Origin of the sequence: Sulfolobus islandicus Y.N.15.51 (assembly GCF_000022485.1) — an archaeon.
In the GTDB taxonomy this organism is placed as follows: domain Archaea; phylum Thermoproteota; class Thermoprotei_A; order Sulfolobales; family Sulfolobaceae; genus Saccharolobus; species Saccharolobus islandicus.
Window position 1 is genome coordinate 1,893,580 of the sequence record NC_012623.1, and the last position, 22,482, is coordinate 1,916,061.

Consider the following 22,482-nt stretch of genomic DNA (forward strand, 5'->3'; position numbering starts at 1 on the left):
TTTGTTATAATATCTTTGCTAATCTACTATAGAATTGAAAGAAAATAATGTATGAAATATTGTATTTTGTTATAATATCTTTGCTAATCTACTATAGAATTGAAAGGCATTGAAACCGCGGCCCGAATCCACGCCTGTGGAGACAGCGCTAATCTACTATAGAATTGAAAGAAAATAGGTTTTTTTACGCGATTTCACCGTTCGTGCTGAGCTAATCTACTATAGAATTGAAAGTTCTAAAAATCTAACATATAAATTTTCTATATTATATCTCTGCTAATCTACTATAGAATTGAAAGCTTCACTGATGTAATCTATGCACTCCTCCTTCATTTCATCAACGCTAATCTACTATAGAATTGAAAGTAAACGGAGTTATACGTGTTCTGTATTGCGTTATTCGCAGGCTAATCTACTATAGAATTGAAAGAGAGTGCCAGGCTTTAGGCTGGGACAGTCAAGCGTAGGAAGCTAATCTACTATAGAATTGAAAGCGGTAAGTGAAAGAGAATGGTCTACTGTCGAACCAGAGTGCTAATCTACTATAGAATTGAAAGTTCTTTTATTGCTTGCCTTATTAATTGACTTAATTGTTCATGCTAATCTACTATAGAATTGAAAGAAATCATTGCTGACCCTAAATGTATCATTGGGGGATGTCCTGCTAATCTACTATAGAATTGAAAGATATAATTACTATTGATGATATTAAAAAAAAATAAAATTCTTTTTGCTAATCTACTATAGAATTGAAAGTTTCCCTATCATTTTTAGGCTCATAAGTAGTTAACATTGCTAAGCTAATCTACTATAGAATTGAAAGTATGTTTTTCTAATTCTGTACGGTTATCTGCCGAATTTATGCTAATCTACTATAGAATTGAAAGTCTTTCGTGGCGTGTTGTCTTCTTGAAGTAAATCGAATTTATGCTAATCTACTATAGAATTGAAAGTCCAAACGCCTTGAGGATGTTCTTTTAAAAAATCTAGGACGCTAATCTACTATAGAATTGAAAGTTTCTGCGGTTTCCGCCGTTTTTCGCTGCACACTTTCCTCTAGCTAATCTACTATAGAATTGAAAGGCAATCAAGAGATTTAATACTTCAACATCGCAATCACAGAGCTAATCTACTATAGAATTGAAAGTTTTTACTCCCTAGTATAGTGTATGTCTGATATAATAGCTAATCTACTATAGAATTGAAAGTTATTATATGTTATGATATTATAGCCAGCTTCTTTCAATAGCTGCTAATCTACTATAGAATTGAAAGGTATACTTTATCAATTCTTCAAGTGTTAGACAACCACGATTTGCTAATCTACTATAGAATTGAAAGCAAGATTGTAAGGGAAGGGTTGACCGGGTAAAGTCACTGCGCTAATCTACTATAGAATTGAAAGCAACCCAATTCCTCAGTAGGTGCTAGCTCTAGCGTAAACTTGGCTAATCTACTATAGAATTGAAAGATAAACCATTCGTTACAAATAACACAAAACAAGGTCTCTGCTAATCTACTATAGAATTGAAAGATTTCTTTTGAGTCATATATTTTTATTTTATTTTCTTCAGCTAATCTACTATAGAATTGAAAGTAAGGAGTTTCCATATTGCAATCCTTAGGAGTTCACTTACCGCTAATCTACTATAGAATTGAAAGAAATCTATTCGGAATAATTTATGATTTTAGTGAAATTATGCTAATCTACTATAGAATTGAAAGTCTATAAACACTCTTGGTAATTTTACATAAAGATGCTCCGAGCTAATCTACTATAGAATTGAAAGTCTTCCGTCTTCGTAACAATTTTCTCTGTGACGCTCTCAAGCTAATCTACTATAGAATTGAAAGTCCTTAACGTAATAAGGAGTCTGATCTCTCATACCCGCTAATCTACTATAGAATTGAAAGGTCGTGTTCTACAACTCTGCAGGAGGGACAATTTACATACGCTAATCTACTATAGAATTGAAAGCAAAAGCCCTTTTTCTTTCCCCGCCTATGTTCTTCTTCGGCTAATCTACTATAGAATTGAAAGTTCCCGTGGTCGCAGATAGGCTACATAGGGATAAGAGGCGCTAATCTACTATAGAATTGAAAGTTTAACTTGTCTCTCACTTATGTTTAAAACTTTTGCAATTTGCTAATCTACTATAGAATTGAAAGCTCCGAGGGTAAATATCAACAAGCCCTGCAATTAGCCCAACAGGCTAATCTACTATAGAATTGAAAGTAATTGGAACAAGCGAGGGACATTTACCTGTGCCAAGTTTTCTTGCTAATCTACTATAGAATTGAAAGGTTTTGGCAAACATATGTTTGACCAAAAATGGTGGAAAGCTAATCTACTATAGAATTGAAAGAACTGGTTAGCGAAAAAGGTTTAAATACCAGTTTTGGCAGCTAATCTACTATAGAATTGAAAGAGAACTGCTTTTTCTTTTTTACCTAACCTAACTTTTTGACTCAGCTAATCTACTATAGAATTGAAAGTTCTCGTTTTCCCTAATTTGATATAATGTCATAAAAAGATCCGTGCTAATCTACTATAGAATTGAAAGTTGTTCTCACTCTCGCATACAACTTATAATATTCTGTGTGCTGCTAATCTACTATAGAATTGAAAGGAAATATCAGCGGAATTACCCCCACCACCGCGTCATAATAGCTAATCTACTATAGAATTGAAAGAGAGTCCGAGAGAGACTATTCATTTGACGACAATGTGAGGCTAATCTACTATAGAATTGAAAGAAATTATATTTGGCTCTTGATGATTTAACTATGGCATTAGCTAATCTACTATAGAATTGAAAGAAATTATATTTGGCTCTTGATGATTTAACTATGGCATTAGCTAATCTACTATAGAATTGAAAGATATTGGCTGACCTAGTACTCCTAAATTTCAATATTCCAAGCTAATCTACTATAGAATTGAAAGGAGGAAGGATTAATTTCAGCACGAATTTCTATTAATCCGCTAATCTACTATAGAATTGAAAGCCTGCTTAGGCTGCACATTTTCTTCCAGAAGGTCGAATTCAGCTAATCTACTATAGAATTGAAAGTGAGAGGTCAGAGAAGTAAAAATCTATAACCGTGAAATTTTAGGCTAATCTACTATAGAATTGAAAGTTTCCACTATGGTCTTACACAAACCTTGCCAACATGACATTTGACCGCTAATCTACTATAGAATTGAAAGCAAAAAACTCTACGATTTTTTCAAGATATTCTTTGTACTGGCTAATCTACTATAGAATTGAAAGATAACAACACTCCAATTTACAAAAATAATCTTTATAATGCTAATCTACTATAGAATTGAAAGTAGTCCAAGCGGAAGCTTAGAGGCTGACCTGAATAAAAAGGTATTGCTAATCTACTATAGAATTGAAAGTTATGCCTTGGATCATAAGATATATATTTTGTATCACTATGCTAATCTACTATAGAATTGAAAGGTTAGCATTATACGAATGTAGGAAGTTTAAAGATCAAGTCTTAGCTAATCTACTATAGAATTGAAAGTAGACTCAAGAACTGGTAATCCAAAGCCTTCAGTTCCAGAGCTAATCTACTATAGAATTGAAAGGTCACTTTTCACTTTACCTTCTTTGAAATTTGTTATTTTGCTAATCTACTATAGAATTGAAAGTTAATTGCTGACGATTTAAATAAACTCATTGACGCAATTGGTTAATCTACTATAGAATTGAAAGTTAGTGTATATTACCCTTGCAATTACTTCGTCTTCACATATTTGTTAATCTACTATAATAACGCCCTTCAACCTCTCCCTAAGTATATTGTCGGCATCTATTGGTCTCTTCTTGTGGATCTTGTAGAATTTTATGTAGGGAATTTTCAGTCTTTTTCTCGCTATTCTCCAAGCTGTTACGTGAGAATGTCCGGAATGTAATTATCTGAATGAATATATAAATGGAATGATAAATATTAATATTATCAGAAGTATATAACCTGGTTAATCTGGAAAAACTTGATCATGGAAAAATATCAAGTTAAGAAGATTTATTTATCATGCATGGTGATGCTTGAGTGCGTAATGACGTTTCTTAGAGTTGAACTATTCGACGTCCTGGAGGGGTTCTTCGTTGGACGGCTAGGAACATCCTGATGTTGTAGAAGACTCCCAGGACGTGGAGGAAGGCTTCGTTCCTCCACACCGTGGTCCCATAGGGCCTCCAGAACTTGTACAGGAAGGTACCGAAGAACTCCACGTGAGCCCTCAGAGTCGTGAAAGGTTTCTCCATAGCTATGAGCTGGGTTGGGGAGGGCGAGAAACCCCTGTCAGCTATCTTAATCCCCTTGAGCGGGGACTTAAATCTCTTATCCGAGGGGCTACCAGTTATACTTGTGGTAGCAAAAGGTGAAAAATAATGACAAAAAGTAAAAATAACCCCGGAAGGAGTAATACCATAAGGGAGAGTAATACCATGAAGGTAATGGAAGAAATAAGAGAAAAGATAAGAAAGGCAATCAAAGAAGGAGTTAGCCTAAGGGAAATAGAGGAGATAATCTTGCAAGAGGCCATGATGGAAGAGAGGGAAGCCTACCTAGAAGTTGAGGACGACCACAAGAACGGGACCTACTTCAGATATCTGGGAACCAGAGACGGAGTATTAAGACTCAGAGTACCGAGAACCAGAAAGGGTGGCTTCAGACCCAAGATCCTTCCAGAGAAAGGACCAGCCCAGATTACGAGGACTTCCTCCAGCAGCCTATCAGGCATGACTCCAAGTCAAGGCCTTGTTAGCAGCCAAGGGAATACCGTATAGTGAGATCGTAATGAATCGGGTTGCCGAGAGAATATCCAACAAACTCAAGGAATACAAGAGCCGCGAACTACCTCACGATCTCCTAGCCCTTTACATCGATGTGAAGATCGTAAAGGTCAGAATCAGCGAGTCGATCATGGAGAGAGCCATTTACATTGCCATAGGAGTTGACTTAGAAGGGAATAAGTTCGTCTTGGACTACGAAGTTAGGGATAGGGAGGACTTGGACGGTTGGAAGTCCTTCTTGAGCGGACTCGTAAGCAGGGGAGTCAGCAGGGTTGACGTAATCGTGAGCGATGACTTCTCTGGACTCGATCGCGTCGTGTCCACGCTCTTTCCCTCCTCTCAACACCAGCTCTGTATAACACACATGGTTAGGAACCTCATGAGGGTCCTCCCGGACACGGTAGACCCAAAATCATATTACAAATACAAATTCAACATTAAACCTCATATTTTTTCTTAATAAATAAAAGAATATATTTTATTATACTCATAATCAAGAGTAGTAAGAATAAATATATTAAATAATTGATACAAATAAAGCTGATTTCATTATTCGTGTCCTTGTCATTCTCTAATGTTATAATAATATTCCTCAGTTTACTTTCAGAAATATAAAAGATCTAATACAACACTTAAAAATTTCTAAAAGATACTGTAAAATCAGGGAGTGTTCTCATGCAGTCATCTTATTCGATATTGAATAGTAAAATTATATCAGATTTTCCCTAATATTCTGCACTCCTCTCAAGTAAGCCTCGTTCAAGGGAGTCTTCTCCCTTGAATAAATTACTGGATACATGACATTAAGTAAGGCAAGACTATAATCAACCATTCTCTGACTCCTATTGACAGCCCTAGTGTCCCTAGCCAACCTAGCCAAATGAGCCCTACAGTAAGAGTTATAACTCTCAACCGTATACTTCTTACTTGCAACGTGATTGTCAAGGACTTGATAAACAGAGTAATCATCAGTGTAATTAACCTCACTCTTAGGCAGAGAATTCAAGAGAAAACTAAAAGTCTTATAATCCCTATCACCCGTAGTAAAGAAGGGTAAACCATCAGCCAAATCCACAAGTTCTCCCTCTTGGAACCATGCCTAAGGTAAGTCCAACTCTCGTCAAATACCGTGACTTTTGCGGTAAAGCTTTTTAGTTGCTCTTATAGGACTAATAAATTAACGTATGCCACTATTCCTTTTCTCTTTATCAGACTGTAAACTGTAGTTAAAGGTTTTCCCTCAACTTTAGCTATTCCCCTCATGCTCATCCTATTCAAGTACTCCTTCAAGATCCTCTCCTTTTACTCCCTACTCATCCCATGACTATTAGCATCGTAGAAAGTCCTTCTGCAGACATTACACTTGTACTTACCTCTTGATGAACCATTCTTGACCACCTTGTCCGACTTACAAGATGGACAGTTTGGCCTAATCTCCCTCCTCTTCCTTACACCCAATGTAGTAATAAATTGTTGATGGCGGTATTCCAAGCTTAGTTATTGGCACTCCCAACAAGTATGCAGCTATTGCCATTGAGATCCTTTCTAGATCGTGTTTTCTAGGCTTAACCTTTAAATTCTCTAAAATCAATACTATTAATTGTGTGAGGGTGACGAGGTCCATTCTCGTCTCCCCTATACAATCTCGTCACCCTCACACAAGAAGTTTTCTCACGAAGACTTATAATCTTAACATATATTTAATATTTTTACTATTCAATATCGAATAAGATGACTGCATGAGAACACCCCCAAATGCTACTCTTGCTTATACAAACTTTTCTTAAAAATATTCTCTCGGCTTTTTCTGTATTTTAATCATCTTGTTTTTTACGCGAAAAAAGAAATTCTCATACTGACGTTTTAACTTTGGTGTATTTCTAAATAAATTTGACTCCTTATATGAGTCAAAAAATCGTTCTTTAATTCATGAAGTTTTAACTTATTATTAATTAAGGTAAGTTCCAGGCTATAGTACACTTAATGCTATCGACGTAATAACTGGATGGAAAATAATGCTTAATGAAAGATCTCACATACTACAGATAGAAAAATCCTATCACACCTCCAAGAACTATTAATCCAATTGTTAAGAAGTAAATAAGCAGTCTTATCTTTCCGTAAGCGTAATTACCCATTATTCTTTTGTTCGATATTAATATGCCAATGAGTATAGCAGGAAAGGCTATAACGATAGGGGAAAGGGAGAGTAACGTTAAAGCAAAATTTAATATTATTGAGTAATTATTACTTATAATCGATAAGATAATTAATGCTGGTATAGATTCAATTACATATATTTTAAATACGTTTTTATAATTATTCTTATCTAGGGCCTCTAAAATACCCCAAGCACTACTTAGGGAAACAACTATTAACGTTAAAAATCCTGCACTTATTAGAAGAACTCCAAATATTACGTGAATTACTCCTAACGATTTAGCGAGTTGTACTGGATTTGTAGGGTCTGCATTTTTGATTAAAGTTCCTATAATTTCGGAAAATACTATAGTCAATTCTGTTACTATTGCACCTACAATAGTTTCTACGTTGGTCCATTTAACTTTTTCTGAGATGTTAATGTTAAGTTTAGAATACTTGACTGCAGTAGCAGAACTTTGATAAATTAACATGCAAGGTGGTGTAACTACTGCACCTATATTAACTGCCAAGAAGAAGAGAAAATTTTTCGAAGTTGAGAAGTAAAAAATATTTGTAAAATATAATTTCGGTTCAGCTGCAATCAAAGCGGAAATTAGCAAAATAAAGGAAATTACTATGAGAGCTCTTTCCGTTATTTCATAATTTTTAGTAAAAATAATTATTATATGAATAACAAAAAATATTAGGAGACCAATTAAGGGATTTATTCCGATAAGATACGAACCTATTGCTATTCCAGTGTATTCACTTAGATAAGTAAAAAAGTCTACAAAAAATATTGGAATTATAGATAAAAATGAAATCTTCTTTGAATAATATTTTCTAATAAGCTCACCTATACCATAATTGGTTACTGCACCCAATCTCCCAGAGGCTTCTTGAATTATGAATAGCGGAATAGCTAAAACGAGTACGAACCATATTAGTCTATATCCGTATTCTTCACCAGTAGATAATCCTCCAATTATGCTTGCAGCATCCGCGTCTGCCAACAACGCTATCCACGCTGGACCGAAAAGCTTAACTGAGTCTCTGATACTCAATCAAATCACCTAAATAAGTATATTTTTGTGACTCATTTTTATTGTTTATTAAATAAAATATATCCCATAAGGAATGTTGAGAATCTAAATGAAATAGTTTCAACATTAAACTCCACATAATAGTTAATGGGCATTTATTTATAAATATTTCTATTTCATACTTACTCTTAATTAGGAATCAATTTTTGTATTCATAAAAGGGAATCTAACAATTACAACTATCCAGACTTATTTTGCTTCAGAAATTAGAATAACTTTTAATTAGAAAGCTTTATAAACTAGTATTGAGTATAAAGTAATAGTGATTAAATGCAGGATAAACCAAAAGAGGAACCTAAAGTAGTAGGAGTAGAAGTTTTAGAAAAATCGGAATTAGATGTAAAAAAGCTAATAGAAAAGCTAGTTAAAGCAACAGCTGCAGAATTCACAACGTATTATTACTATACCATATTGAGAATGCACCTTACTGGTATGGAAGGAGAGGGTCTTAAAGAAATAGCTGAGGACGCTAGATTAGAGGACAGATTGCACTTTGAGTTAATGACGCAGAGAATTTATGAACTAGGAGGAAATTTGCCTAGAGATATTAGACAACTTGCTGACCTATCAGCTTGTGCAGATGCTTATTTACCAGAGAATTGGAAGGATCCTAAGGAAATATTAAAAGTACTTTTGGAAGCTGAGCAATGTGCTATTAGAACGTGGAAAGAGGTATGTGACATGACATATGGAAAAGATCCCAGAACATATGATTTAGCTCAGAGAATATTGCAAGAGGAAATAGAACATGAAGCGTGGTTCTTAGAATTACTATACGGTAGACCATCTGGGCATTTCAGAAGAAGTTATCCAGGAGAAGGTCCATTTTCTAGAAAATCAAGGTATGAATAATTTTTTAATTCTTTTTCTTAGTGATTATAAATGTTAATTAGAGTATGTAAAATATCTGACTTAATAGATAATAAGCCTATGAAGTTTTCAGTATCTAAATTTGAAATAGTGTTGATAAAGATTAGAGATGAGGTTTTCGCTATTGAGGCATATTGTCCGCATAAAGGTGCTAATATAGAATATGGTGATGTAATAGCTAAAGAGTACAGAATAAGATGTCATTTGCACGGTTACGAATTTAATTTAAAGGATGGTAGGTTAATGTTTAAACCGTATAATAGGGATGGAAATTGGTATTATTCAAATAATTTGAGAGTTTACAAGGTTAAGATTATAAACGATGATATATTTATAGATATTGATAAATAAGTAAAAAAGTTATTATTATTTTTTTTACTAAATATCGAATAGAATTGTATTAGCTTTATCTGAAATTAAGTTGCAGTAGGTGTTTTTTATTTCTCCAACACATTGCGCTCTATCCTGAAGCTCTGGGATGTTCTTTAGTTCTCTAATTCTATTGTTTGTTTCTCTATAAGAATCTTGAGAAATTATTGAAGTTATTATTTTAGCTCCCTTCTTTTTAGCAGCTAAGGCTGCTGCAACACTCATACCTTTTCTTCCTCCAGTTATATCTACATAATCTCCTTCTCCTATCTGTTTTTCTATAAAATTCTTGAATTTTATTAAATCCTCTTCATTATTTATATCATCCATTTCAACTGGGTGTTTACTAATTATTACATTAGGATACTTCTCCTTTACGCAACAAATGAACATTATTTTCACTATTTTCCAAGCTTTCTCTACCTCAGGATTCGTAGTAGTTATGACTCTGATCTCGTCAATTTCTACTCCTTGTTTTATGAGATACAAAAAGGTTTCTAGGACACCGCCTGGCGATGTGCCTAAAGTGGCTACTAATTTAGCCATATCTTATACTAATAAAAACTAGCTTAAATTAATTACTTTCTCCTTGATCTTAAATATAAACACTATATTAAGTATTATTGTAAGGAAATTTACTACTAGGACTAGTAGATGAGGCATTTATTTGATGAAAAATAACACCTTGCCTTGATTTATTATGTACCTTATTACTGTGATTCATCTAGAAAAATATTTCGTTACAAATTTTGCTACTATGAATAGTAAAATTTTTAATTTAAAAATTAATTTAAAAATCTTAAATTTATCTTTATCAAATGTCTAAATATTTAATAAAATTATAATATCCCGTCTCACAAACCAAATTTGACGCTAAATTAAAATAAATTTTAATTTATATAGTTTATATTAAATTAACAAAATTGTGACTACATTCAATAAATGTATATAAATATATAAAAGTATATATACGTAAACATTATTAATTTATATGTTAAATTGTAATAGATATATTTGGTGGTTAAATGAGTGGAAAACAGTTAATTGTTACCTTACTTTTCTTAGCTTTAGGTGTTGTAATAGGTTTTGGTAGTTCGTTACTATTCTTACCTAGAAATACTACAAGTGTTAGTACAACTCAAGGTCAGCAAGTCATTTACATCGCTGTTATTCCAGATTACGGCGGAAATGGTTGGGATGCCTTCGTCCCTTTAAAATACTTAGGTTATCCAATAACAGCGCATGAAAATATTGTTGGGATAAACAATACAATCGTAGTAAAGGCTGGAGTTCCTGTAAAATTTGTAATAATTAATTTAGATACTATGGTGACTATGAATTTTAGTGGAAATGTTGCTGTTCCATTTATATTATATAATGATACAGAGAATGGACAAATTACATTAACCTTTAATAAAGGTCAATATATACAAAATTTGCCAATAGGCCATACGTTTACAATTCCTAAGTTAGATATTAATATACCGTTGCCACCAGATACTGTAGTCTCATTTAATTATACTTTCACAAATCCTGGAACTTATGAATATTTATGTATAACACCATGTGGTCCAGGAATGGGACAATTAGGTTATATGGTCGGTTATATTATAGTTCAATTATAACTTTTTTTAGTATCTTCTTTTTCTCCTCTCTTTTCGAATTCTTTTACCAATCTGTGCTTTTGTGAACTTGTAGTATTTTTGCTATTTCGCTAATTTTCATTCCTTCCAAGTATTGCCCTAGTCTCGTTTAAATCCTTAAGCTTCTTGTTGATTAGCTTCTTTTTAACACCCTCGGTACGCTCGGCCTAACAGCTTCATATTACTGATACCAGATTTACCCATTTTTAGCCCCCGTTGCAGCTATTATGAAAAAGACTATAACCTATCAGTAATTGAATATTGACCTTCTTTTACATAATTCTCATATATAATTTTTGCGATATCATCTACATTGTGACATTCCCTCTGCATAAGATAATTTTTAACTCGAAACTTTTAAGTATTTCTTTGCATTATAACAAGTGAAAATAGTGTAATTATAGGCTATAAATTATTTTCTTTTATTTGTAAGATATATAGAAAACTTAATGACTTTCTTTTAACAAAAAAGCTTAGAATAATTATATTATCTCTAAATTAACATAAATATAGGAAATTCGATCAGAAAATATCATAAAGAATTTTTCGCAAATATATTCATATTATAATCTAGTTATTTATAGATCTCTAATCTGTATTTATTGGAGCAAATAGTTTTTATAATTTTGTTAGTGTTAATTTATAGGAGATACAATTGATTTACATAACTGATGCTAAGGGAGATGGAAGGCCTTGTCTTAAGGTGTATGAGGGAAAGGTGATAAAATGGTATTATTGTAAGAGTGAGGAAGATTTGTTCTCTTCGTTCATAAATTTACTTAAATATGATAAAAATTTTAGAATTTATAACGTCTACGGAAAAAAGGTATACATTCCTAACGATCCAGAGGTATTTAAGGTTAAGGAGGAATTAGAGGAATTTGAGGGAATAATATACAATTTATCACAATTATCTCTTTTAATTAAAATATCTAAGGAGATAAAAGGAAATCGTAAAAAGATAAAGGTAAAGCTGAAAAATAAAATGAATGCTGAAGAAGTATTAAAATTAGGAGTTAAAATTACGAAGCCAGTAGAGTTGCCTAGATTGTTTTAATCGTTATGTTTAATTAATCCCTAAAGCGGATAATGTTTGAAGATTTGTTTTTATGTATACTTTTCAGTTTTTCTCAGAGAGAATGATGATTAACATAACAAGTGCTTTGTGGATTAGTTGAAATTTCTGATAGTGTCGTCGTTAAGCTACAAATTCTGGGATTAACCTTCTCTCCCATAAGACTAGGGCTATGGAGTACATCATGGTGCGAATGCTCCTATTTACTGCCTTCGTTGCTCTCTTGAATCTAATTAGCCTATCCCTTAATGAGGAATGAAAGGACTCGTTCGGGTTAACTGGCGAGACAACCGTGTGGTCTTTCAACCAGAAGTACAAGTTATAATCATCGCTCACCCATCTACCCTCGTCAGGCAAATACTTTTTGACCTCAAGGAAAGTACTCTCATCCCTATCCCCCACAGAGTAAATGAGGTAAACTCCCAGCTTCGTGTACACGTAACAAGTGAAAACCCACTTGTAAAAAGCCCTAGCATTCTTGTACAAGTAAGTCCACATCTCATCAACAACCTTAGCAACAACCTTACCCTTGACCAGCTCCTTAGCCCTACCCCACAACTCAACCAACTTCTCATGCTTTTTCCTACCATAACGCTTAATCCAAGTGAAAACAGTACCAAGAGGTACGTTAAGCACCCTAGAAATAGCCCTCATACTCATACCATTAGCATACATTCTCAAAGCCTCCTCCCTCAACTTCCTAGAATGATGATGATAACTAGCATCACCCAAGAAGTACTTACCACAATCCCTACACAAAAACTTCTGCCTACCCAAAGGCCTACCACACTTAACAACATGATGACTACCACAAGAGGGACAAGAAACGTCTTGCCTAAATACAGGCTTCCTACCCATAAGTAATACTCGTTATACAAATATAAATAACTTAACGACGACACTACCTCCACACTCTGTTCCTATTGAGAAAAACTGAAGAATTCAACAAAGCACATAACAAGGTCTAACGTCGGGAAAAAGATCATGATAGTATTTACTATATTATCTGAAATTAATGGAAAACCCTCAATTGTTAATTTACCTTACATCTAGCGATATTTATATAGTTTTGAAGTGACCCATTTAGATTTACGTTTATCAAATACGAAAGTTGGTAATAATATTTTTCTTAATCAGAACCGATTCTACGTGAGTAATACTTTTAATATAGAAATGTAACAATACGTTAAGTCTTTCCATAAAAGTACGTGAAAAATCCGAGATAAGAAGAGATTAGAACCGATTTTATGATAATCTCTAACCTCAGTTTTCAATAAATTATGCAAAATTACTGTTAGAAGCTTTACATAGATAATTCAATTTATTATTAGAATATATGAATAAAAATAATGTTAAAAAGTAATACGAATTATAAATAAATTTTACACATAACAGTTATTTGACTACCTGCCTTTTAAGTGTTTGTTTGCACTACTTTATTTTTAACATTCTGGTAATCATTCTCCAGCTTCTGCGTAATGTAATTCTCTATTGTTGATAATCCAATTTCATTTTTTAGTTCTATTCTACCCTCTTTTACCTCTGCCTCCACATCCTTAGAAAGGCTTCCATGCATTAGTATATTTCTAAACTGAAGTATACTGCTCTCCTTAAGGTAATTCCTAACAATTTCGTCACATTCCTTATAATTCTTGTCAAAGTCACTATATACGCCGCCTCCTCTGGAGTTAAGGCAAAAGGCTACGGGAAGTTCTCTTGCCAATGATATTGCCTTGTCGTAATAACCTACTTTTATATATAAGCCTAAAATTTTCTCAAGAACTTCTAAGTCGTTACCCTTATAAATTAAGTCCCTAACTTTAATGGTAGAGTAGAAGTGTGAGAGAACTATCATGTTCTCCTTCTCGAAGTAAGACTGATTATACCATTCACTATAAGCCTTAGAAAGTTCGTTTACGTCCCTTTCTAATTCGTTAATATAACTTTCTAAATCTCTCATACCCCTTACACTGTCTACAGCGAAACCATTCCTTAAGTTTTTCAATAGGCTAATTACTTTATTTGGATCTTTTGATTTAATCCTTTCTATTATCAATTTCATTTCCTTAAACTCATTGGGTTTTAAGCTCTTAAGAGTTACGCTATAGTCTCTGAAATACCTCTCATCTACTTTCTCTATGGAGTAAGTTATCGCTAAGGAGTCCTTCATAGCCTTAACGACCTCTGTTAAATCAACTATTGATACTTTTTGTCCGGGAGGTCCCATTACCGGTGCAGCTACGAACCTACTATTAAAAAGGGAACCTACAGCCATAGTAACGGAGACTAATACGTTAGTTCCGTGAGTTAAGTCAACTATTATCTCATTACAAGATTTACTTATCTCGTTAAATATTGAGTAAACTACGTTAAAGATGAAGACTGGAGACCTTTCTGAATAGTAAGGGCTCCTTTTATATCTCTGACCCTCAGGTATTAAGTTACCTTCGTTATCGACATAATAAGCTTGCCCGCTACCCACATTTGGTACGACCCTTACTTCAATTCTGTTGACGAAGTCCTCTATGTCTTTTCTCATATTTTCGTCTCCAAACAGCTGATTACTTCTAATTAATATCATATTCTTATATCCTTTTATTAAAATATCTAGATCTTTAGCTGTAGTGTCATCACGAACTATTAGGCTATCTGGTAGAAGTGCCACTATTTTTTGTGGACTTAGAAGTTTAGCTAGGGCGTGAGCTGAGAAAAAGGTGTTAAATTCTCTACCTTCAATTTCATAATTAGTTGGAGTATATGACATTACATCTCCTGCTATATAAATTAGGCATCTCACAATAAAATATATAGAAGAAATAGCTAATATTCCTATTGTATATTTAAGTATAATACATGAAATTAATTAAAAATTATTATAATAGATTGCTAGTAATTGAGGGATCTTTTTGATAGCGCGAATGTTAAGTTATTATTGTCTTTCTCTTTATTATATAGTAATTGTAACTAAATCCATAGAATATAGCTAATTTAAGAAACTTCTAATTTCCTTTTCCTTTAGAGTCTGAGGAAGTATTATAATTATTTTTATAGCTTATTGCTGCTTTTTAGTCAATTTATAAGAGTATTGAATCTATTATTACGATATTATTTTCTTTTTCTAATAATAGTCTCTTTACGTTTTTTACAAGAGAACCGATAGGGAGGAGTATTAGAGTGTTAAACAATACCAGACTTATATCACCTCCTAATATCTGGACTTTATCTAGTCTTTCCGCTAAGAACTCGTGTTCCGTATAGGCCCTTCCGGTAACATATTTATATTGTCTTTTTTCTGGAAAGCTCAAATTATAATCCTTAATTTTCTTAACTGTAAATTTACCGTATCCTAGATTTCTGTCCTTTCCGATACCGAGTTTCTCTAAAAGCCTTAAGGCCTTATCCAGCTTATCATTCCAATTAGTACTTAGAAATCCCATCTCATATTTAGGCATAAATGAAGGAGAAGAATATATATCAGCTGAGTTTACAAGTCTGTCCATTCTATTCTTATACTCAACTATTGTCTCTCCGTAGGATGAAAGGTAATTTGATTCTAACTTTATCTCTTTTCCATTAATCCCCTTAACGTATTTTTCAGTTCCTCTACATTCAAGTCTATAAGGCGGTTCAACTTCTTTTAAAATATCAACATCTATATACTCTATTTTCTTGAGTTCTTTTTCCATATCCCTATTGTCGCATTGTATCGTTTTAAAGGGCATTTTTAGGTAAAGTTTATTATCAACTATCGGGAACATGGATGAGAATTTTACCTCACCGTTTTTTATTTCGTCAAAGGATTCACCTAAGAGTGATAAAGCCTTAATGAATGCTCTATAAAGAGTTATTGTATCTATATAGTTCTCCCTTTCTGCTATTTTGAAAGGAGATGTGAACTTAACGACAATGAGTTTCATTAATTTATAATTGTTAGGCTATTTTATATTTCTTCATCAGCTTTTTAGATATGGTCCCATTTTCTTTAAGCTTAATGCTGCTTTGTGGATTAGTTGAAATTTCTTAGGTCTTAAGCTAGAAGAAGTAAAAGTAAATTCTAAATCTTATGTTGAGTTAAAAGTTAGCTATACGTTTTAAGAAAAAACTGAAGAATTCCACAAAGCAACTTAATGCTAAACCTTTTTAAGCGATTATTATAAAGGGGTATCGCAAATGAAGTACTTAGTGAAAGAATATATTATCTTTTTATCCTAAATATTAATTATGAAGGTAAACGTAAACGTGACGGATCCCGTAGAAGCTAACGTAACATTAGAGTTAACTAGATTAACGTTACTAATAGGACCAAATTTAAACGGTAAGTCAATATTATTAAGGTGTATTTATAATTCTATAAAAGGGTTAAAATACAATTTAAGCGTAAATTATCCACCTATAGGAGAATGTTCGATAGATGAGGATTTTAATTACGTAATATATATAGACCCCTATATAATAACTTATTATATTTATGATAAATATAGAGAATTCTTTGAAAGATATGAGGGTAATGAAAAGCTAAGTAAATTATCAGAAATAGGGAAAGAAGTTAGTGGTATTTCTAGATTGCTTGAAATACGTTCATTATCTAGAGACGATGATTTATTCGAGGCTAAACAACAAGTTAACAATGTCATTCGGGAAATAACTGAAGAATTGAAAGAAGCAAAGCATGAGGAAGAAGCTAAGTATCTAGTACCGTTATGGATTTCCTTAACTAAAAACGGCTTAGAATGGAGAGACATTTTTGGAAATGAAGGTACTAAAATCACTGAACTTCCTCCCTCTTTTTATCCCTCTTTTGTTTTAACTGCCACAATGTACTCTTATGCCTTAAGTAAAAAGAGGGAAAATGTTTTACTTTTACTTGACGAACCTGAAGCTTTTACATATCCTAGTTTCGCCTATACATTAGGGAGAATAATTAGACACCTAACGGAAAACTCAGAATATTTACACGTAGTTGCCATAACCCATAGTTGGGACTTTTATAGAGGACTCTTACACCGTAATTCCTCAAATGTTAAGGTGTATGTAATAAACAGAGATGGAAAGAAGCTAGAGATCGTCCCTAGAGAAGACAGTTGGTATATCCCAGGTTTCAGTGTTTCTGCGGTGTTAGGATAATATGGTTCGTGTTTATATTGATTTAATTGGATTATATTACTGTATCGAAAAATGTAAGAACATTGAAGTTGCTGGAAATTTACGCCATGAATTATTAGCTAGGTATTTGAATTTGATAAAAAAGGTAGAAATAATTAAGGTTTGGGATAAGAACGTAAATGTAGGTGAGGAAATTTTGAGATTTATGTATGAAATAACAGGGTATTTAATTCATCATACGGATATTCATGAAGTTAGGGAATGCAATGAGGGTAAGAACAACTGTGATTTTGTTGAGTGTAAAATGCATAAAGCATATTGTTGTATGTGTGACATTTCTAAGGATGATATATTAGTCTCTATAGAAGCGGGTTCAGAGGTAGTTTGCTTTAACCAATCTAGCATCAAGATGAATGACGGCATAAAATATCCTTCCTCCTCAGATGTAGGTTTGAAACCATATTGTAATGATCTAGACGATTATATTAATTGTAAGATTGTCATTTGTAGGTGTGTATAAGTTGAGCCATCATTTAACTTATTTTACATAAAAATTGATCTTTCATTCTGAAAAGGTTTATATAAGCCTTATTCCTAGTATATTCTATATGTCAACAAGTCGTTCACCTCATCAAGGAGTTAGTATTTCTATAAGGAATATGCAGCCAATGGAAATAGTGAAAGCAGTCCTAGAGAACAATTACAAATACTTTTATAGCCAAATAAAGTCGGAAACATCTTACAGGAACATACATGAGATTTTAGCAACTATTCTCGATACTGCTGAAGGGATGAATCCAAACGATGCTATTTCTTTTCTGAAAAAACAACTGCCTAGAGTTTATGTAATTATAGAATATCAAAACGCAAGGGGACAAATATATAATGGGCTAAGAGATTTATTAATTAATGTGATTAATGAACTTTTATCGGCTAACGCGTCTAACATAAAGGATCTAATAAGAAATGCGAGATTACTGATAGACAGTTTAGCGGTAATAGCTAAAGAGGTAGGGTAAGAGTATGTCAAGTCAACCTTCCATTTCCTTAAAACTGGAAAAGATAATAAGGTTTAAGGTTTATTTGCAAACGATAACTGGTTTATTAATATCTGCAGGGAAAGCTTTGGGTAGAATCGGAGGAGCCGATACTGAACCAATGAGTATAGAGAGAACCTATACTTGCAGAAATAAGTCCATCAAGGTAAGAGTTCCTTATATTCCAGGTTCATCTTTGAAAGGAAGAATGAGATCTCTCTTAGAAATAGCCCTAGGATTACCGTTATACTCCTCCGACAAGAAAATATGGTCTCATACTTTAGCGAGAAATGTATACGTTAATTTATCATCAGAAGATAAGTTAAATTCAGTTGATTTTGTAAATACTCTAATTAAAACTGATCTAGACCGTATGTTCGGATACGGAGCCTTTCCGTTAAATGAAGTTTTTGATGAACTTAAAAAAGAGAATAAAACACAATTAATGACCTCTCTATTTACAGTTCTCTCTCCTACGTCCCTTTTAGTTGAAGATCTATTTCCAGAGGAAACCTATGTATGCAATATCTATGAGGAAAACGATTTAGTAACATTCGATGACTTCATAGAGGATAAAAACGAGAACAGAATAGATAGAGTAACATCCGCAGCAGATCACAGAACCATAGGTAGAGTTAAACCAGGAGTAACATTTACCGGTACATTGTCGTTGTTAGTTTTTGACAAGAACTCCTCTAAACTAAAGGATTACTTAGAATTGTTAGTTAAAGGAATGGTACTTATAGAAAAGACGTATTTAGGAGCTGCTGGTTCAAGGGGTTACGGTAGAGTTAAATTTACTAAATTAATCGTATCCATTTATGATCCAGCAAAAATGTCTGAAACAGTTTACAAGGAGGAATTTAAGTCGGTAGAAGAACTGAGTAAGGATATTGAGAACCTAGCTAAATCAGTAACTTCACAGCAAACTGGGGTTAAGTCGTGATTAAGGAAACTTTTAGAATTGAAATTGAACCCTTATCTCCTACGTTTGTGTGGAGCGGCGAAACTTTATATAAGGGAGCGGATTTCGATCTTGTAAACGGTAAAATACTCATTGTAGATCCTTTCAAAGCTCTAGGAAAAGTAAAAAATTTACGTGAAATTTTTAAAGAACAATTCGTTAGGACAATTAAGGATTTTAAACTAATTTTCCCTTCTACTTCAGTTCCTAATCAAATCCTCATGATAAATGAGTACTTAGTACCAGCATCTTCACTAAAAGGGCTTATTAGAACCACTATACTGAATAAAATGGCTAAAAATTCACCATCTGTATATAATCAAATTCAATCAAATCTAAATACCCTCACTACTTTACCTCCCAATCAGATTTTTAGGCAAGTGAAAAATGTAGCTGAACCCGTTGAGAGTTTATTAAAGGACACAGTTCCTTTCGGTAGAAGTAAATATACTTACGATGCGTTAAACAGGCTTATAATTAGCGACCCAGAAATAATTCAAGTTTCTCTTTCCCTTAGGAAAATAACTATACTTGAACTTTTCGGCACTTTTAAAAGTGAGAATTATGCGATAACTTTCGATAATGGTAAACTCGTCTATGATGTAAAAATTCTTCAACCTTCAAACTATGGGGTAAACTCCATGCTTAAGAAACTAGATGATAAAATTAGTAAGAAGGAAATATTTGATTCTCTTATAGACTATAGTAATCTAGTAATAAATTCGGAAAAAGATAAACTTAGGGCTACGGATAAAAATTTAAGAAAATACTTTGAATTTTTGGAAAAGTTACATATTGAAGGTGAATGTGTCCCGCTAAAAATAGGCATGTTTACTGGTCACGTTGCGAAAACGATATCTTTACCCTCAAATGTTAAGAGTAATAGAGATAGTATTATGACTAAAATTACTGGACATTTGTGGGATAATAGGACTGTAAAACTTACGGATAGTATAGGAGTTGGATGGATCAAAATCTGTATAAGGTGATATGTTTTGGACGAGAAACTAATGCTCGTAACGCTTTTACATGATGTTGGTAAGATTTTACAAAGGGCAGGTATCGAGCCTAAATGTGAATTAAGTGGTGATTTTTATGAACATGACAGACTTACATGTGATTTCCTCAATAAATACTTAGGTGAGGAATACGTAGAACTCTTTAAAAAAGGTAAGTGGAAGATAGGAGATTACGCATCTGCAAGCGAGAGAATTGAAGCGAAGGAGACTGGAAAACCTGAATCAACTCCATTACTTGATCCCACCTTAGATATTCAACCTAACGTAGATCCGTTAAAATTAGCTAGATGGTACTCTGTTACTTACGTTGACTTTAATGCAGCTCCAGAAACCTATAAGGCTAGGAGAGTTAATGAGGCATTTATAAATTATAAGGGAATATACGAGATGCTAGTCCAACTCGCAAATAGAGCAAAAGAAATTAAGGACCCAGAAAGTCTTCTTGAGACCTATGATTACATTTATAGAACTACAGCCCTATTCGTTCCAGCTGCAGTATATAAGGCAATTCCAAATACTTCCCTTTACGGTCATAGCAGACTGGCAGCTCCACTAGCCGTATGCGAAGAGATAAGACTTCTAGTCATTGATATAAAGGGAATACAGAAGTTCATTACTAATATAAGAGGAGAAGCTGAATCATCTAAAAGGCTAAGGGGGAGAAGTTTCTTTCTTCAACTTCTTCAAAGGGCTTTATCCGATAAGATAGCTGATGTGCTTGGTATTTCAGTTTTGCATAATATCTCCTTTGAACCTGGTAAACTGATTTTCGTAGTCTGTGACAATGTAAAGTATAAGGTAGATGAGATTCTAGTTAAAGTAGAGGAGTGGAGTAATTATGAATTACAGTTTGCCTCTTCCATTAGTAGTGAGAAAATTAAGGTTAGTGGAATGAAAATATTTAGTGAAAGAGAGGAAGATAGAAGTTTTAAAAAGGCATTAGAAAATACTATATATGATTTGCGAATTGTCGGAAAACCACATATCACAGAAGACGTAGATATTGATTACTTTGGAGATGTTTATCCTAGGAAAATGATGTTTAAAGCTAAAGATGTGGAGGGAATAGAATCCTTAACTGCTGGAGAAGTTCCAAAAGATGCCTTAATATCGGAAATCAACTTAATCTCACTAATTGTAGGGCATTCTACAAGAAACTTAAAATATGTAATTGAAATGATGTATAAAGATAACGTAAAAGGAGAAATAGGCTATCGTACTATAGGTAAGTATAGAGTAGGAGAAATATACATAGAACCACTAAATATAGGTTTCCTTTTAGTTCATGGAAGTGAAAAAGATGATGATATAGCTTTTCTTAAATCACTTATACAGACTAAAAAGGAAGTTGCTAAAAGAATAAGAATATTTACAGTTAACAACACCCTGGACTTTATCTATCCAGAGTTGGTCAAAGAGTTCAGTAAGATAAGTTTCGGTTATATAACTCTAAGTACATATCATCCCGTTGAGAAACAAGATACATTTAAACTCGTCGCTGAGAAATTTAAGAGCCTAGACGACATGGCAAACTATATAGCTCTAGGTATTACAGACGGTGACAGAATAGGCGAAATAGTAAAAAATTTATCGGCATTTCCAGGAAGATTCATGACTTTTTCCTCTCTGTTAGACTTTACTTTTGCCCATATAGTAACCACCAAAGTCATTAATGAACTTAAAAAGAGAGGTGATATTCCCATTGTAGTTCTCTACTCAGGAGGGGACGACTTAGCAATATATGGGAAGTGGGACGATGTTCTTATACTTCTAGGTGAACTCTCTAATTTAATAGTTGAAATCTTACCATCCATTTCTGTCTCTGGAGGAATATTCATATTTAAGAAGAAGTATCCCATATCCTTTGCGTACTCATTTGCTAAAGAATATGAGGGGATTGCTAAAAAAGAACGAGACGGAAGAGTAGGTAGGATATCAAGTAACATATTCGAAAAGTATACTGAAGATGAGAAAAAAATATGCGAGGGCTTAGATAAAAGATCTTTAACCTGGAATGAGGCTGCTAAGTTTCTGGAATATGCTAAGAAATTAATTGAAAGCAATGTACCGAGCGCATATTTATATAAAGTTTACAATATAGGGCAAATGATAGAGGATTGCGAAATCCCTAGGGCTCTAGTCACTTACGCATATTTAAACGCTAGGAATGAGAGAGTATTTAAAGAAGTTAAGGAGAAAACTGACGCATATTTAGCGGATTATCCAGGAGAAGAGGAGAGAGAAATAATAATAAGGTTATTGAAATTTAGAAACGTAGTTAATATGTACACCTTACTAAAGAGAACCTAAAAACTTTAAAATAATATTTACAAAGAAAGGGGTTAA

15 protein-coding genes, 4 pseudogenes and 1 CRISPR repeat array (1 of these 20 only partly in view) are annotated in these 22,482 nt (G+C 33.3%); of the genes and pseudogenes, 11 read left to right on the top strand and 8 right to left on the bottom strand.

Annotation, left to right across the window (positions count from 1 at the left end; translation table 11 throughout):
* A CRISPR array of direct repeats spans positions 1 to 3,728; the repeat unit is 24 nt; unit sequence GCTAATCTACTATAGAATTGAAAG; it begins 498 nt to the left of the window's first position.
* A 56-nt stretch (positions 3,729 to 3,784) separates the two neighbouring features.
* A pseudogene (locus YN1551_RS16655) lies at positions 3,785 to 3,925 on the bottom strand (IS630 family transposase); the annotation flags it as partial.
* A gap of 157 nt (positions 3,926 to 4,082) precedes the next feature.
* Positions 4,083 to 4,364, bottom strand: a pseudogene (locus YN1551_RS16660) (IS5/IS1182 family transposase); the annotation flags it as partial.
* Positions 4,365 to 4,406: 42 nt separating this feature from the next.
* Here YN1551_RS16660 and YN1551_RS16030 point away from each other — a divergent pair.
* Positions 4,407 to 5,208, top strand: a pseudogene (locus YN1551_RS16030) (IS256 family transposase); the annotation flags it as partial.
* Between the two features lie 312 nt (positions 5,209 to 5,520).
* On the opposite strand, the pseudogene YN1551_RS16035 reads toward YN1551_RS16030, so the two are convergent.
* Both YN1551_RS16035 and YN1551_RS10380 read right to left on the bottom strand, forming a co-directional pair.
* A pseudogene (locus YN1551_RS16035) lies at positions 5,521 to 6,435 on the bottom strand (IS1 family transposase).
* A 415-nt stretch (positions 6,436 to 6,850) separates the two neighbouring features.
* Positions 6,851 to 8,017 carry an NRAMP family divalent metal transporter gene (locus tag YN1551_RS10380; protein WP_012717749.1) on the bottom strand — a complete coding sequence of 389 codons (1,167 nt, stop codon included), beginning with the start codon at positions 8,015 to 8,017 and terminating at the stop codon, positions 6,851 to 6,853.
* A 309-nt stretch (positions 8,018 to 8,326) separates the two neighbouring features.
* On the opposite strand from YN1551_RS10380, the gene dps reads away from it, so the two are divergent.
* Positions 8,327 to 8,908 carry a DNA protection during starvation protein gene (gene dps / locus YN1551_RS10385; protein WP_012717750.1) on the top strand — a complete coding sequence of 194 codons (582 nt, stop codon included), beginning with the start codon at positions 8,327 to 8,329 and terminating at the stop codon, positions 8,906 to 8,908.
* Between the two features lie 30 nt (positions 8,909 to 8,938).
* Positions 8,939 to 9,277, top strand: coding sequence for a Rieske (2Fe-2S) protein (locus YN1551_RS10390; protein WP_012717751.1), 339 nt, complete (start codon positions 8,939 to 8,941; stop codon positions 9,275 to 9,277).
* 27 nt (positions 9,278 to 9,304) lie between these two features.
* Here the strand turns inward: YN1551_RS10390 and crn1 are convergent, their stop codons facing one another.
* The gene (gene crn1, locus YN1551_RS10395) at positions 9,305 to 9,841 is read right to left on the bottom strand and encodes a CRISPR-associated ring nuclease Crn1 (RefSeq protein ID WP_012717752.1); all 537 of its coding nucleotides are present in this window, start codon (positions 9,839 to 9,841) and stop codon (positions 9,305 to 9,307) included.
* A gap of 479 nt (positions 9,842 to 10,320) precedes the next feature.
* Between crn1 and YN1551_RS10400 the strand changes: the two genes are divergently transcribed.
* Positions 10,321 to 10,920 carry a cupredoxin domain-containing protein gene (locus tag YN1551_RS10400; protein ID WP_012717753.1) on the top strand — a complete coding sequence of 200 codons (600 nt, stop codon included), beginning with the start codon at positions 10,321 to 10,323 and terminating at the stop codon, positions 10,918 to 10,920.
* 673 nt (positions 10,921 to 11,593) lie between these two features.
* Positions 11,594 to 11,995, top strand: a complete 402-nt coding sequence (locus tag YN1551_RS10405) for a hypothetical protein (RefSeq protein ID WP_012717754.1) — start codon at positions 11,594 to 11,596, stop codon at positions 11,993 to 11,995.
* Positions 11,996 to 12,136: 141 nt separating this feature from the next.
* Here YN1551_RS10405 and YN1551_RS10410 read toward each other — a convergent pair whose 3' ends face one another.
* From YN1551_RS10410 to csm4, 3 genes are all read right to left on the bottom strand, one after another.
* Positions 12,137 to 12,871: an IS1-like element ISC796 family transposase gene (locus YN1551_RS10410; protein WP_012715555.1), complete on the bottom strand. Its 735-nt coding sequence runs from the start codon at positions 12,869 to 12,871 to the stop codon at positions 12,137 to 12,139.
* Positions 12,872 to 13,427: 556 nt separating this feature from the next.
* Complete coding sequence (locus YN1551_RS10415) at positions 13,428 to 14,810, bottom strand: TM1812 family CRISPR-associated protein (RefSeq protein ID WP_012717755.1); 1,383 nt, start codon at positions 14,808 to 14,810, stop codon at positions 13,428 to 13,430.
* Between the two features lie 277 nt (positions 14,811 to 15,087).
* The gene (gene csm4 / locus YN1551_RS10420; RefSeq protein WP_012717756.1) at positions 15,088 to 15,930 is read right to left on the bottom strand and encodes a type III-A CRISPR-associated RAMP protein Csm4; all 843 of its coding nucleotides are present in this window, start codon (positions 15,928 to 15,930) and stop codon (positions 15,088 to 15,090) included.
* Between the two features lie 304 nt (positions 15,931 to 16,234).
* On the opposite strand from csm4, the gene YN1551_RS10425 reads away from it, so the two are divergent.
* The 6 genes from YN1551_RS10425 to YN1551_RS10450 all read left to right on the top strand — a co-directional run bounded on the left by YN1551_RS10425 (position 16,235) and on the right by YN1551_RS10450 (position 22,446).
* Positions 16,235 to 17,137, top strand: a complete 903-nt coding sequence (locus YN1551_RS10425) for an OLD family protein (RefSeq protein ID WP_012717757.1) — start codon at positions 16,235 to 16,237, stop codon at positions 17,135 to 17,137.
* A 1-nt stretch (position 17,138) separates the two neighbouring features.
* Positions 17,139 to 17,636: a hypothetical protein gene (locus YN1551_RS10430; RefSeq protein ID WP_012717758.1), complete on the top strand. Its 498-nt coding sequence runs from the start codon at positions 17,139 to 17,141 to the stop codon at positions 17,634 to 17,636.
* An 88-nt stretch (positions 17,637 to 17,724) separates the two neighbouring features.
* Complete coding sequence (locus tag YN1551_RS10435; RefSeq protein ID WP_048052341.1) at positions 17,725 to 18,135, top strand: hypothetical protein; 411 nt, start codon at positions 17,725 to 17,727, stop codon at positions 18,133 to 18,135.
* 4 nt (positions 18,136 to 18,139) lie between these two features.
* On the top strand, positions 18,140 to 19,099 hold the full coding sequence (csm3, locus tag YN1551_RS10440; protein WP_012717760.1) for a type III-A CRISPR-associated RAMP protein Csm3: 960 nt from the start codon (positions 18,140 to 18,142) through the stop codon (positions 19,097 to 19,099).
* The gene (locus YN1551_RS10445; protein ID WP_012717761.1) at positions 19,096 to 20,106 is read left to right on the top strand and encodes a hypothetical protein; all 1,011 of its coding nucleotides are present in this window, start codon (positions 19,096 to 19,098) and stop codon (positions 20,104 to 20,106) included. The genes csm3 and YN1551_RS10445 overlap by 4 nt, the downstream gene beginning before the upstream one ends.
* Positions 20,107 to 20,112: 6 nt before the next feature.
* Positions 20,113 to 22,446: a Cas10/Cmr2 second palm domain-containing protein gene (locus YN1551_RS10450; RefSeq protein ID WP_012717762.1), complete on the top strand. Its 2,334-nt coding sequence runs from the start codon at positions 20,113 to 20,115 to the stop codon at positions 22,444 to 22,446.
* Positions 22,447 to 22,482 lie beyond the last annotated feature (36 nt).

Excerpts from the sequence above, each read along its gene's own strand:
- dps (WP_012717750.1), top strand. The coding sequence starts at position 8,327 with ATGCAGGATAAACCAAAAGAGGAACCTAAAGTAGTAGGAGTAGAAGTT.
- crn1 (WP_012717752.1), bottom strand. The coding sequence starts at position 9,841 with ATGGCTAAATTAGTAGCCACTTTAGGCACATCGCCAGGCGGTGTCCTA.
- csm4 (WP_012717756.1), bottom strand. The coding sequence starts at position 15,930 with ATGAAACTCATTGTCGTTAAGTTCACATCTCCTTTCAAAATAGCAGAA.
- YN1551_RS10400 (WP_012717753.1), top strand. The coding sequence starts at position 10,321 with ATGAGTGGAAAACAGTTAATTGTTACCTTACTTTTCTTAGCTTTAGGT.
- YN1551_RS10425 (WP_012717757.1), top strand. The coding sequence starts at position 16,235 with ATGAAGGTAAACGTAAACGTGACGGATCCCGTAGAAGCTAACGTAACA.
- csm3 (WP_012717760.1), top strand. The coding sequence starts at position 18,140 with ATGTCAAGTCAACCTTCCATTTCCTTAAAACTGGAAAAGATAATAAGG.
- YN1551_RS10410 (WP_012715555.1), bottom strand. The coding sequence starts at position 12,871 with ATGGGTAGGAAGCCTGTATTTAGGCAAGACGTTTCTTGTCCCTCTTGT.
- YN1551_RS10430 (WP_012717758.1), top strand. The coding sequence starts at position 17,139 with ATGGTTCGTGTTTATATTGATTTAATTGGATTATATTACTGTATCGAA.
- YN1551_RS10390 (WP_012717751.1), top strand. The coding sequence starts at position 8,939 with ATGTTAATTAGAGTATGTAAAATATCTGACTTAATAGATAATAAGCCT.
- YN1551_RS10435 (WP_048052341.1), top strand. The coding sequence starts at position 17,725 with ATGTCAACAAGTCGTTCACCTCATCAAGGAGTTAGTATTTCTATAAGG.